Raw genomic sequence first — 12,312 nt, forward strand, 5'->3', positions numbered from 1 at the left:
GCGTCGCCGCTCAGGCCTGTCGGGCCATCCGCGACGCCAGTTCCACGTGCTCGTACGGGTCGTCGGTTATACTCGGGCCGTGGCCCGCGTGCAGCGCCGTCAGCTCCTCGTCGATCCGCTCGAGCACGCGATCGATGCTCTCGATCAGCGTCGCCCGGTCCCCCTCCTCGAGATCCGTCCGGCCGAAGCTGCCGTTCTGGAAGACGAGATCGCCCGCGAAGAGGATACCCGGCTCGTCGGCGTAGAAACAGAGGTGGTCGTCCTTGTGCCCGGGCGTGTGAAGGGCGACGTACTCGTGGTCGCCCAACTGAACCGTCTCCCCGTCCGCGATCTCGTGATCGATCGCCACGCCCTCGATTTCGGCGTCGTACCCCCACACCTCGACGTCGAACGCGTCCGTGACGGCCTCGAGGTTGCCGACGTGGTCCGGGTGCGTGTGGGTGAGCACGACCGCCTCGAGGTCGTCCTCGAGAGTGGATCGGATCGAATCGACGACGTCGAAGTTCGCGCCCGGATCGACGAGGACCGTTCGCTCGCCCTCGACGAGAAAGACGTTGCTCGTGAACGCCTGCACATCAGCCGCGAGATTGGTGATCATGCCCGTCGGTAGGCGGTCGCCCCGTTTTGCGTTTGCGTCTCCGCGCCGTTCGGCTGCAGCGGTCGTCGCTCTGTGCGACCGGACGCGGCGATAGCTCCAACCTATCACGCCATTGACTAGCATATTCACAAGCATTTTTAGCCCCCGCGCGTAGTTCCAAACCAATGACCCGGCCGGGCCCCGTTGGAGTGCTCATCGTCGTTCTGGTCCTTACTGTCTCGGCCGTCGGAAGCGGGCCGATACTGCTCGCCGGTGCGACGACCGGATTCGGCCCCGAGCCCGGCTCCGACTCCGTACTCGAGTCGAGCGCGGACACTGGGCCCGCTACCGGAAGCGCTGTCGCCGGCACCGACAGTAGCGGCACGACTCACACCCTCGAGTCGTCGCCACCGGCGGCGACAGTTGGAACAGCAGATCCTGCCACAGTCAGCCCGTTTACGGTGAGCGTCGAGGATTTCGACAAGACGACGTTCGAGATTACCGTCCACGAGAACGGCTCGGCGACGTGGACGTTCAGCTACGAGCAACAGCTCGGCCAAGGTGACAACGATACGTCGGAGGAGAGCTTCGAGACGTTCGCCGAGGAGTTCGAAGGGTCGGAAACCGAACTCTACACGCTCTTTACCGAGCAGGCCCAGGCGATGGTCGAGTCCGGCACCGAACTCACCGGCCGGGAGATGGCGGCGACGAACTTCAATCGCTCCGCGCGGATCGACGGCCCGCTCAATCCGGTAGGCGTCGTCGAAATGTCGTTTCGCTGGGACGGGTTCGCGGCCACCGAGGATGGCGAGGTCATCGTCGGCGACGTCTTCCAAAATCTCTACCTGACTGCCGACCAGTCCATGGTCATCGCCGCCGGCGACGGCCTCACCTTCCAACACGTCGAACCCGAAGGCGACTACACCTACCAGTACGACAGCCGTAGCTCGGACACCGAACTCGAGGAAGCCGAATCGGTGCGCTGGCGCGGCGAGCGGGAGTTTTTCGACGGCCGGCCGCGGGTCGTCTTCGATCGAACTGCCGCCAGCGGCGGCGTCCTGTCATCGGTACCGGATGCAGGCCCGTCGCTGCCGGTCGTTACGGCCGGCCTCGCCGTGCTACTGGCTGTCGGCGGCGCCGTCTGGTATCGGCGCCGCGACGGTTCGGGTGCTGACGGCGGCTCGAGTGAGACGCCTGCAGCAGCGGTCAGCAATTCTTCCCGGGAACGGACCGGGACCGACGCGGCCACCCCGACGGGTGCAGCCGACTCGGAGCACCCCGCTCCGTCGGCTACATCGGCGGCCACAGCCCCAGCGGGCTCGAGCAGCGACGCTGCCGATTCCGCGGCTGGGTCCGGTTCTCGAACGGACCCGCTCTCCGACGAGGAACTCCTCACCGACGAGGACCGCGTCGTCAAACTCATCCGCGAGAACGGCGGCCGCATGAAGCAGGTCAACATCGTCGAGGAAACCGGCTGGTCCAAGTCCAAGGTGAGCATGCTCCTCTCGGACATGGAAGACGAGGGCCTCATCAGCAAGCTCCGCGTCGGCCGCGAGAACATTATTAGCCTCGACGGGTTCGAACCCGAAGCGACGAAGTCGCCGTTCGACGAGTAGCCGGTCGCGTCCCCGCCGGATTCGTCGTTCCAGTTTACCGTTAGTGGCCACGTCCTCCCGTGGTACGGCGAATCACTCCCGAATCGAAACGGAATGCTTAAACATCCGACCGCGTTACGATTGAGTGCAGACGCGACGTGCGGTGCGCTCCGATAGTGTAGTCCGGCCAATCATATTGCCCTCTCGAGGCAATGACCGGGGTTCAAATCCCCGTCGGAGCATCCTTCCTCTCGAACCAAGTTCAGTAGCTGAGCGTAGTGCTACCGACGGAGTATCTTATAACCCGCATACAGCGCCGTCGCGGCGAGACCGGCGACGACGGTCGACGGCACATTACGTCGCTGGCGGAGCCGCGTGTACAGACTCGAGTCGGCGACGTAGCCCTCGTACCCGCCGCGTTCTTCGAGGTCGTCGGTCGGCTCGTCCAGCCCGTTGCGGTCGCTCGGCGGCGCGTCCTTCTGCTGGAGGTCGACGAACAGCGTTTCCATGATCGTATCCATCACTCCTGAGGCGGTCCGCCCGAGCACGGTCATGTTCTTGCCGCCCCCGCCGACGGTGATCTCGCGCTCGGGATCGGGCGCTTCGGCCGCGTGGAGAATCGTTCGCGCGGCGGTCTCGGGCGCGTAGACGGGCGCGGGGAGTTTCGCTGCCTCGTTCATGTAGTTTTTCGCGTGCTCCGCAAACGGGGTATCGATCGCGCTCGGTTTGACCAGCGTCACCGAAACCGGGGCATCTTCTTCCTCGAGTTCCATCCGGAGCGCGTCGGTAAAGCCCTTGACGGCGTGTTTGGAGGCCGAATAGCTGCCCTGCAGGATGACCGCTCGATCGGAGACGATGCTCCCGATGTTGATGAGTCGCCCGCCGCCACTTTCCTTGAAGTGGCCGACGGCCTCGAGCGAGCCGTACAACAGTCCCCAGACGTTGACGTCGAACTGCTCGCGCATGTCCTCGACGGGGACGTCCTCGAGTGTGCCGTAGATGGAGACGGCGGCGCCGTTGATCCACGTGTCGAAGCCGCCGTAGGTTTCCTCGGCGACCTGCGCGAGTTCACGGACGTCGTCGCGGTCGCTCACGTCGGCGACGACGTACTCGGCGTCGCCGCCCGCAGCGGTGATTTCTTCGGTCGCCTCCTGCAGCGCGTCTTCGCTCCGGGCTGCGAGGACGACTCGCGCGCCGCGGTCGGCGGCCGTGCGTGCGGTTGCGAGACCGATTCCTGACGATGCACCGGTGATGACGATCACCTGCTCTTCGAGGGGTTTCGTTGGCTGAACCATAGTGGAAGTAGCGGTCGTCTTCCGTTCGGCCGTCGGTCGAACGCAGTTGTATCCGCAGCATCGAACGGGATGACAGCCGACCGACGAAGTGGCGGGCAGTCGCCCCGCCACGATCGACAACTGGAATGCTGGTCCCGATGCGTTGCTACTTGACGCCTGTATACGCCGGCCGCGTCCCGCCACACTACCGTCCGCTCGAGGGGACCGACCCCTCACATCGAGCGGCCGTCACCGCACGCCGGACACCGCATCGTGTTGTTCATGACCAGCACGTACGACCGACCGCAGCGAGAGCACGGGCCGCCGATCGTGACGCCGGTTTCGCGACCGATCGCACACGTCGCCGTCCGCAACAGTCGCTGCTCCCGCTCGAGCGCGGTCACTCGTGCGCGGAGGGCGTCGATCGCAGCCGCCGTTTCCCGGTTTTCCCGGGACAGTCGAGTCGAAGTCGCTCGTTTCATCACGTGCTGTAGGGGCCACTGCGAGAAAACGATATCTCCGAATATCGCCGGTTCGACGGCCGTCGTTTTCGATACGACGTCGGCATCTGCTCGAGCAGCGGGCCGCGACCGAATCGCGACTCGAGCCACGCTGCGGTAGTGATCCAGCAGCGCACGCCTGAAGACATCCGATATGCTGGTTCGGGATCGCGACCTACCGCAATTCAGCATACAGATCGATGTCATTTTCAGCTCCTACAGCCGTTTTCAGCTGATGTAGACCTCGATATCAATTATACAGAACGTCATTCTTGATAGACGTACTGTCGTTGTTGAACGGCCGACCGATGTTCAGGGCGGTCGGTCAACGGCCAACGCGATTACATCGGCCCGTTGGCGGGCACGGTTCCACACGCCCGACTGACTCGAAATCCGCTGTCGGGGCCGAATATGTGGGTGGTTCAAAACGAGAACACGGTAGAATTATTACGATGTGAGTGAATGTCTGGATCAGCGGATGGTTTACGTTGACACGATTCGGACAGCGAACCCGCCGTCCGAAGCGCTGCGAACGTTCAGCGTTAACCACGTTGGATCGACTATCACAGAAAGAAACGTATCGAATAGAGAATCGGCCTACTAGGGATTTTTGGACCCCCGACTCAATCCACGTGATATGCAACTTCATAACAGAGACGTTCGGCAGGACGTCCGCGAGCTCGGCGCGCTGCTCGGGGACGTCATCGAGGAACAGACGTCGCGAAAATCGTTCGAGACGGTCGAATCGTGTCGACGCGCCGCGATCGACTACCGCTCGGGCGATCTCGAGTCACGACAGCCGCTCATCTCCGAACTCGAGAACCTCTCGCCCCATCAACAGCGGATCGTCGCGCGGGCGTTTACGAGCTACTTCGAACTGATCAACCTCGCGGAGGAACGCGAGCGCGTCCGGACGATTCGAACCGAATCCCAGGAGGGCACGCTCGAGGACAGCCTCGAGACGGTGGCCGAACAGCTCGGCGAGGACGACGTCGAGACCGTCGAGCAGGTCCTCGACGACGTCCTGATCGAGCCGACGTTTACGGCCCACCCGACCGAGGCCCGGCGCAAGACCGTCAAATCGAAGCTTCGCGCTATCTCCACCTATCTCGAGACGCTCGACGAGCGCCTCCTGACCGACAAGGAGAAGTCCCAGGTCTGGCGGGACGTCGACGCCGAGGTGACGAGCCTCTGGCAGACGCCCCAGGTTCGCAACCGCCAGCCCGAGCCGGAAGACGAGGCGCGCAACGTCCAGTGGTACCTCGAGAACACGCTGTTCGACGTCGTCGGCGAGGTCTACGACGAACTGGCCGACGCCATCGACGAGGAGGTCGACGGCGACCTCGAGATTCCGAAGCTGTTCGAGTTCCGCTCGTGGGCCGGCAGCGACCGCGACGGCAACCCCTACGTCACGCCCGAGGTGACGGCAAATACCTTGGAGCGCCAGCGCTCGGTCATCCTCGAGCAGTACCGGCGCCAGCTCAAGCGCCTCTCGGGCGTACTGAGCCAGGACGGCAGCCGGATCGAAACGGACTCAGCGTTCGAGGCGTCCCTCGAGCGCGACCGCGAGCGGCTGCCCGGCAGCGCTCGCACCGCCAAGGAGCGCTACCCGGACGAGCCCTACCGCCAGAAGCTCAAGCTCATGCGCGAACGGCTCGACCGCGTCGGCGACGTCCGACCCGGCGGCTACGACGACGCCGACGAACTCCTCGAGGACTTGGAGATCATCGCCGAAACGCTTCGCGATAACGGCGCCGAGAGCGTCGTCGACGCCCACGTCGATCCGATCCGGCGTCGCGTCGCCACCTTCGGCTTCTCGCTTGCTAGCCTCGACCTGCGCGACCACCAGCAGAAACACACCGACGCCATCGCCGAGGCCCTCGAGAGCGAGGGGATCGACTACCACGCGATGTCCGAGGAGGAGCGCGCCGAGTGGCTCACCGACGCGGTCCTGCAGGACGAGCCCGTGATCGACCTCTCGGACACCGAGGACCTCTCGGACGACTCGTCCCGCGTACTCGAACTGTTCGACAGCCTCGCCGAGTGGCAGACCGAGTACGGCGTCGAGGCGATCGACACCTACTGCATCTCGATGACCGAGGAGCCCAGCCACGTCCTCGAGGTCCTGTTCCTCGCGGATCAGGCCGGCGTCGTCTCCCTGCCCGAGCACTGCGGGATCGACATCGTCCCGCTGCTCGAGACGGAGTACGCCCTCTCGGGCGCCCGCCGGATCATGGGCACGCTGTTCGAGAACGAGGCCTACTCGCAGGCCCTCGAGGCCCGCGGCCAGACCCAGGAGATCATGCTGGGCTACTCCGACTCGAACAAGGAGAACGGCTTCCTCGCGGCGAACTGGTCGCTGTACAAGAACCAGCGCCGCCTGGGCGAGATCTGCGACGACTTCGACGTGACGATGCGGCTGTTCCACGGCCGCGGCGGCTCCATCTCCCGCGGTGGCGGGCCGATGAACGAGGCGCTGCTGGCCCTGCCCAACAGCACCGTGACGGGGCAGGTCAAGTTCACCGAGCAGGGCGAGGCGATCGCCGAGAAGTACGCCAACCCCCGCATCGCCGAGCGAAACATCGAACAGATGCTGAACGCGCAACTGCGCGCCCGCCACAACGCCATCCACCAGCCCGAGGAGGACGTCCCCGAGGAGTGGATCGACGCGATGGAGACGATGGCCGACGCGGCTCGGCAGGAGTACCGCGACCTCTTAGAGAGCGACGGCTTCGTCCAGTACTTCGAGCAGGCGACGCCGATCACCGTCATCGAGGACCTCAACCTGGGCTCGCGACCGGCCTCGCGGTCGGGTGAGCGCACCGTCGAGGACCTGCGGGCGATCCCGTGGGTGTTCTCCTGGACCCAGTCCCGGTGTATCCTGCCGGGCTGGTACGCCATCGCGACCGGCGTCGACGCCTACCTCGAGAACGGCGGCGACGTCGAGACGCTCCAGGAGATGTACGACGAGTGGCCGTTCTTCCAGACGACGCTGGACAACGCCGCGCTGTCGCTGTCGCGGACGGAACTCGAGATCGCCGAGCAGTACGCCGATCTGGCCGACGAGGAACTGCGCGAACAGTTCTTCCCGCGGCTCACCGACGAGTACGAGCGCGCGACCGAACTGGTCAAGACGATCGGCCAGCGCGACCAACTGCACACTCGCGACTGGCTCGGCGAGAACTTGGAGCGCCGGAACCCGTACGTCGACCCGCTGAATCTGCTTCAGACGTACCTGCTGGATCAGACTCACCGGACCGACGTCGAGGAACGGACGCTCCGACTCACGGTGAAGGGAATCGCTGCCGGCATGAAGAACACCGGATAACGCGGTCCGGTCTCGAGGCGACCGCGTACCGGTTCGAACCGGTCGCCGAATACCGACGGAACCGAGTCGGAGAAATACTCTTCTCTCTCGGGCGCGCTACGTAGTCACATGATCGACCTCGCGTCGATCCCGCTCGCCTATCGACTCCTCATCGCCGGGGGCGTGATGATCGGCCCGACGCTGCTGTTTCTCGGGCTCTGTCGCTTCCTCGAGTGGCTGCGCGACGACGCCCTGCTCGAGCGGGTCGCCGAGCGCGAGGAGTACGCGGACGGACTCGAGCCGACGTTCAGCGACGTGCTTCCGGGCGAGGCGGGGCCGTCCGCGTTCGGGGACGGATCCGTAATCCGCTGTTCGCACTGCGGCGCGCCGACGCTCGCGGACGCGTCGGCGTGTCTCGAGTGTGGCCGATCGCCGTCGTGATGATTTCGAAGCACAGACACCATCCCCACGGATAAGAAAGCGAATCACCCCCGGGAATCGACCGTATTCTCGTGACGTACTGCCACGTCAGCACTATCGGCACCGTGAGTACTATCGGTTCGGTCGGCGTACCGTTGTGCCTCCTCGGACCGGCCGCGATCTTCGAGGAACGTCGCGTAGCCGTCGGTCGCCGGCTTACAGTCGGGATTTAGTTCGAGCGCCCGCTGGAACTGATGCTCAGCGGCTCTATCGTCGCCGTGATCGGCGAGGAATTCGGCGTACCCTGCCCGAATGACCGCTGTCTCCGGCCCCAACTCGAGTGCCCGTTCGTACCGGCGCTCTGCATCGGAAATCTGCCCGCGCTCTGCACAGAGTTCAGCGTAACTGGCGTGGGCGTGTGCTTCGTCCGGATTCATCTCGAGGCCGCGGTGGCAATGATCCTCGGCCTCGTCGAATCGGCCTTGCTCGCGGAGCACTTCTGCGTAGTTGACGTGTGCCTTCGCTCTGTGATAGACCCGCTCAATATCCTCATCGATAGTCAGTTCGAGGGCCCGTTTACAGTGGCGCTCAGCCTCGTCATAACGCTCCTGACGGACGAGGATGCCTGCGTAAGTAATGTGAGAAGGGACGCACTCCGGATCAATTTCAATTGCGTGCTGACAATAGTCCGTGGCCGCTTCGGTTTGCCCGCGTTCGAAGAGAAGACCAGCGTATGACGTGTAGACTGTCGTATGTTCGATGCCGTGTTTCTCAACAATGTCAATTGTACGGAGGAACTGACGGTTCGCTTCCTCGTCGTTATTCTGGTACCAACAGAGCCCAGCATACTGGCTCCGAAGATCGACTTCTGCGCGGTAGATCGCTTCCATATCGATATCAGGTCCGAGTCCAATGAGAATAGAGAACCCAGTAGCTCCGATAACCATGATTACCGTGTCGAGCGGCGGCGCTGACCATCCACTACCGACTACGTATCCGTATGTAACGATGAGCCACAGGAATAGTCCCGAAAACTGAACGGTATTGATTCCGACGACCGAAAGCCACCAGAGTCGGCCATCGAAGACGGTACACTGGACGAATAGGGCTTCCAGATCGGACTCCGACGGGACCGCACTCAGACAGATTCCGATCCCTTGAACGACTAGAATCAGCGCAAGGATGGTACCAGCCATCGATCCGAATTCGAGCGCGATACCGACCAGCATCGTCACCAAAAGCGCCGGTGCGATGAGACTGAACGGTGAAATGCTGATAAGAACTGCCATCACCGTTGACGTGACGACTTGCGGGAAGAGCAGATGCGACCGTCCCGCGTTGGCATCTAGAAACGTCAACCGCATTCGATACTCGACGTCAAAGGCTCGACAAACGACTGCGTGGGAGAGTTCGTGAAGTACGACACCGGTGAAAAATACGATTTCAAAGAGTCGTTGCGCGTTCCACTCGTTCGTCCCCATTCGTTTGATAACCACCAGAAATTCTCATAAGCAATATAAATTAGTTATCGAATAGGCGCGCTACTCTTCCGTCATCAGCCGTCGAGAAATATCCCCACTACTACCTCGTCGCACTGACCGCGAACCGCTGATCGGTGCGGGCTGTCAGTCTATCAATCCATTCAACGAGTTCAGTTAGACTCGAGCGTCGGCACCGGCACCGACTCGAGGACGGCGTCGATCACCTGCGATTTCTGCACGTCGTTGACCGTCGCGTCGGGCGTCAACACCAGCCGGTGCGCGAGTACGGGCTCGGCGACGCGCTTGATGTCGTCGGGCGTGACGTACTCCCGGCCGACGACCGTCGCGTAGGCCCGAGCCGCTTCGAACAGCCGCTGGGTGCCGCGCGGCGAGACGCCGACGTCGACCCGGCCGTCGGTCCGCGTTTCGCGGGCGATGTTCGCGACGTACTCGAGGAGATCTTCGTCGACGCGTACCGATTCGGGCACCTGTCGGAGCTGTGCGACTCGCTCGGGCTCGAGGACGCGTTCGACGGACGGACTCCCGGTCTCGCGGCCCGCGCGTCGGCGGAGGAGTTCGACTTCGCCTTCTTCGTCGGGGTAACCCATCGAGGTCTTGACGAGGAAGCGGTCCACCTGCGCTTCGGGCAGCGGGAAGGTTCCCTCCTGTTCGACCGGGTTCTGCGTCGCGATGACGAAGAACGGGTCCGGCAACTGGCGCGTCTCGCCGTCGACGGTGACCTGGCCCTCCTCCATGGCCTCGAGCAGGGCGGCCTGGGTTTTGGGCGGCGCGCGGTTGATCTCGTCCGCGAGGACGATGTTAGCGAAGATGGGGCCCTCGTTGAACTCGAACTGGCGCTCGCGCTCGTTGAACACGTGCGTGCCGGTCACGTCCGCGGGCAGGAGGTCGGGCGTGAACTGGATTCGGGAGAAGGTGAGGCCGAGCGCGTCCGCGACGCTGCGAGCCGTCAGCGTCTTGCCGGTCCCGGGCACGTCCTCGAGCAGCACGTGGCCCCGAGCGACGACGCCGACGAGGATCTCCTCGAGGAACGAGCGGTCGCAGATGACCGCGTCGCCGACTGTCTCGAGGACGGTCTCGCATTCGCCGCTGGCCTGAGTGACGTCCATGGGGACGCCGTCGGCGCCTCGTGTCAAATCGTTTTCGCTACCGGCACTCGATACTCGATACGATACCACGGTACAGGAGCCGAGAAAAATCGAAACCGGTAAAAACGTCTCCCGGGTACATTGGAGTGAGCCGAGATAGCCTAGCCCGGCCAAGGCGGCAGATTCGAAATCTGCTGTCCTCACGGACTCGGGAGTTCAAATCTCCCTCTCGGCGCTTTTGCGGCAACTAACCGATGAGCACCGCGTAGCGGTGCGAATCAACCCTCGTCGCTGCGAAACGACGTCGGAGATTTGAACGAGGTCAGACGCGCAACGAAGTGAGTACGTCTGGCCGCTTCCACGAACAACGTCCTCGAGCAGCGCAGTACGGACAAAACCGGTTCAGCGGGGAGTCTCTCTCGACTTCCGAAATGTCTCGAGAGATTACTCGGAATCGTGGTTTGCCCATCACTCGCAGGCCTGTTTTTTATCGAAGTCGGTGTGGTCGGCTCACACGTTCGTGACTACTATGGGACTGAGTGACATTCGACCGGCCGGAGTGCGGGGTGACGGGGAGAAATGAGTCCTCGCGACGAGGACACAAGCGACGACGGGTTCCATCCACTCGGCGAAGCGGCCGAAGAAGAATTCGAGAAGATGCTCGAGGACACCGAGTACGACGCCGAACTCGGGATGGAGATGGCGAAAGACGCCATGCGGGTGACGAAGGGAGAACTCAGCGACGAGGCGTTCTACGATCGGTATCACGAGGACGTGATGGACGAGTTCGGCGAGGACTCCCGTCCGATGGCCGAGGAAATCGAAGCGAAGCGCGAGGAGCAGAGTCCGTTCGAGCGGACGCTCTCACGGTTTGGTCTCGGTGACGAATCCCGGCGCGATATGATGAAGAAGATGGGCGCCGGCGCCGGCATCTTCGGCTTCGGCGCGTGGAGCGCGACCAGCGACGGCGCCGACGCGGAGCCCAACGTGGCCGCTCAAAACGAGAGCGGTAACGAAAGCGGAAACGAGAGCGAGGGTGGCGAGGGAGAGGGCCACGGCGGCGACGAAACCCAGTGGGGCATGGCCATCGACCTCGAGTCCTGCGACGGCTGTCTCTCCTGTGTCGTCGCGTGCAACGCCGAGCACAACTGGGACGAGGGCGCCAACTGGATGTACGTGCTGGCCTACGAGGACGGGACCGTCGAATCCCCGGAGCCGGACGACTTCGAGTCGACGCGCGATTTCAACTACATCGTCCGGCCGTGCCAGCACTGCACCGACGCACCCTGTGAGAAGGTCTGTCCGACGACGGCGCGCCACACGCGAGATCAGGGCGGGCTCGTCCTGACCGACTACGACGTCTGTATCGGCTGCCGGTACTGCCAGGTCGCCTGTCCCTACGGCGTCAACTACTTCCAGTGGGACGAGCCGAACGTCGATGCCGAGGAGATGAGCGAGGAGATGATGTACGACCAGCGCGACCGCTGGGTCAGCGGTCGCGGTCCCCGCGGGGTCATGCAAAAGTGCGTCTTCGATCCGGCCCGCCAGGACGGCCAGATGGGCGAAGATCTGGTCGGGACGACCGCCTGCGAGCAGGCCTGTCCGCCGGGCGCGATCCAGTTCGGGGACATGAACGACCCCGAGAGCGATCCCCAGCAGTATATCGAGGACATCCCACTCGCTCGGGCGCGGAATCAGGCGACCGACGACAACGAGGAGGTCCAAGAGGCGATCGCGATCCTCGAGGGGGAACAGGAGCCGGCCGACGAAGAGGGCGGCGACGGCATGACCGAGGAGGAAGCATCGCAGCTCCTGCGGGCCGAGTTCGGCGACACCGACTCGTCGTACAGGCTCCTCGAGGAGTACGACACGCATCCGAACGTCCTCTATATCGGGAACGAGCCGGGATCGGAGGCCGAGCAGGTTCCCGGTCCGGTCTCCTACGAGGAGGTCGGGATGGTCGACAACCGCCACGACGTCCTCGAGGAGGAGACGGTCGACGGCGGCCTCGAACTGTAGCGTCGCGGTCGGCTCGGAGCGCGGCCGAGCGGG

At 63.6% G+C, this 12,312-nt stretch carries 9 protein-coding genes and 2 tRNA genes; 6 read left to right on the forward strand and 5 right to left on the reverse strand.

Annotation, left to right across the window (positions count from 1 at the left end; translation table 11 throughout):
- Positions 1–10: 10 nt before the first annotated feature.
- Positions 11–598 (reverse strand): MBL fold metallo-hydrolase, encoded by a 588-nt coding sequence (locus tag ATJ93_RS08885; protein WP_120244303.1) that lies wholly within the window; start codon positions 596–598, stop codon positions 11–13.
- A 164-nt stretch (positions 599–762) separates the two neighbouring features.
- On the opposite strand from ATJ93_RS08885, the gene ATJ93_RS08890 reads away from it, so the two are divergent.
- Both ATJ93_RS08890 and ATJ93_RS08895 read left to right on the forward strand, forming a co-directional pair.
- Entirely contained in the window at positions 763–2,193 is a 1,431-nt protein-coding gene (locus ATJ93_RS08890; protein WP_120244304.1) for a helix-turn-helix transcriptional regulator, read from the forward strand.
- A 146-nt stretch (positions 2,194–2,339) separates the two neighbouring features.
- Positions 2,340–2,414 (forward strand) — tRNA-Glu (locus ATJ93_RS08895).
- Positions 2,415–2,453: 39 nt separating this feature from the next.
- Here the strand turns inward: ATJ93_RS08895 and ATJ93_RS08900 are convergent.
- A complete protein-coding gene (locus tag ATJ93_RS08900; RefSeq protein WP_120244305.1) occupies positions 2,454–3,467 on the reverse strand; it encodes an SDR family oxidoreductase in 1,014 nt (337 codons plus the stop codon).
- Positions 3,468–3,679: 212 nt separating this feature from the next.
- Complete coding sequence (locus ATJ93_RS08905) at positions 3,680–3,928, reverse strand: hypothetical protein (RefSeq protein WP_120244306.1); 249 nt, start codon at positions 3,926–3,928, stop codon at positions 3,680–3,682.
- 655 nt (positions 3,929–4,583) lie between these two features.
- Here ATJ93_RS08905 and ppc point away from each other — a divergent pair.
- Positions 4,584–7,274, forward strand: coding sequence for a phosphoenolpyruvate carboxylase (gene ppc, locus ATJ93_RS08910; RefSeq protein ID WP_120244307.1), 2,691 nt, complete (start codon positions 4,584–4,586; stop codon positions 7,272–7,274).
- Positions 7,275–7,382: 108 nt separating this feature from the next.
- Positions 7,383–7,694 (forward strand): zinc ribbon domain-containing protein, encoded by a 312-nt coding sequence (locus ATJ93_RS08915; RefSeq protein WP_120244308.1) that lies wholly within the window; start codon positions 7,383–7,385, stop codon positions 7,692–7,694.
- 44 nt (positions 7,695–7,738) lie between these two features.
- Here the strand turns inward: ATJ93_RS08915 and ATJ93_RS08920 are convergent, their stop codons facing one another.
- A complete protein-coding gene (locus tag ATJ93_RS08920) occupies positions 7,739–9,154 on the reverse strand; it encodes a tetratricopeptide repeat protein (protein WP_147376639.1) in 1,416 nt (471 codons plus the stop codon).
- A gap of 170 nt (positions 9,155–9,324) precedes the next feature.
- On the reverse strand, positions 9,325–10,281 hold the full coding sequence (locus ATJ93_RS08925) for an AAA family ATPase (RefSeq protein ID WP_120244310.1): 957 nt from the start codon (positions 10,279–10,281) through the stop codon (positions 9,325–9,327).
- Positions 10,282–10,410: 129 nt separating this feature from the next.
- On the opposite strand from ATJ93_RS08925, the gene ATJ93_RS08930 reads away from it, so the two are divergent.
- Together ATJ93_RS08930 and ATJ93_RS08935 are read left to right on the forward strand one after the other, a co-directional pair.
- Positions 10,411–10,495: transfer RNA gene (locus ATJ93_RS08930), tRNA-Ser, on the forward strand.
- 344 nt (positions 10,496–10,839) lie between these two features.
- The gene (locus tag ATJ93_RS08935; protein WP_120244311.1) at positions 10,840–12,279 is read left to right on the forward strand and encodes a 4Fe-4S ferredoxin N-terminal domain-containing protein; all 1,440 of its coding nucleotides are present in this window, start codon (positions 10,840–10,842) and stop codon (positions 12,277–12,279) included.
- Positions 12,280–12,312: the final 33 nt, after the last annotated feature.

Origin of the sequence: Halopiger aswanensis (assembly GCF_003610195.1) — an archaeon.
Lineage (GTDB): Archaea > Halobacteriota > Halobacteria > Halobacteriales > Natrialbaceae > Halopiger > Halopiger aswanensis.

Coding starts and splice junctions, on each gene's coding strand:
- ATJ93_RS08885 (WP_120244303.1), bottom strand. CDS start 598: ATGATCACCAATCTCGCGGCTGATGTGCAGGCGTTCACGAGCAACGTC.
- ATJ93_RS08890 (WP_120244304.1), top strand. CDS start 763: ATGACCCGGCCGGGCCCCGTTGGAGTGCTCATCGTCGTTCTGGTCCTT.
- ATJ93_RS08900 (WP_120244305.1), bottom strand. CDS start 3,467: ATGGTTCAGCCAACGAAACCCCTCGAAGAGCAGGTGATCGTCATCACC.
- ATJ93_RS08905 (WP_120244306.1), bottom strand. CDS start 3,928: ATGAAACGAGCGACTTCGACTCGACTGTCCCGGGAAAACCGGGAAACG.
- ppc (WP_120244307.1), top strand. CDS start 4,584: ATGCAACTTCATAACAGAGACGTTCGGCAGGACGTCCGCGAGCTCGGC.
- ATJ93_RS08915 (WP_120244308.1), top strand. CDS start 7,383: ATGATCGACCTCGCGTCGATCCCGCTCGCCTATCGACTCCTCATCGCC.
- ATJ93_RS08920 (WP_147376639.1), bottom strand. CDS start 9,154: ATGGGGACGAACGAGTGGAACGCGCAACGACTCTTTGAAATCGTATTT.
- ATJ93_RS08925 (WP_120244310.1), bottom strand. CDS start 10,281: ATGGACGTCACTCAGGCCAGCGGCGAATGCGAGACCGTCCTCGAGACA.
- ATJ93_RS08935 (WP_120244311.1), top strand. CDS start 10,840: ATGAGTCCTCGCGACGAGGACACAAGCGACGACGGGTTCCATCCACTC.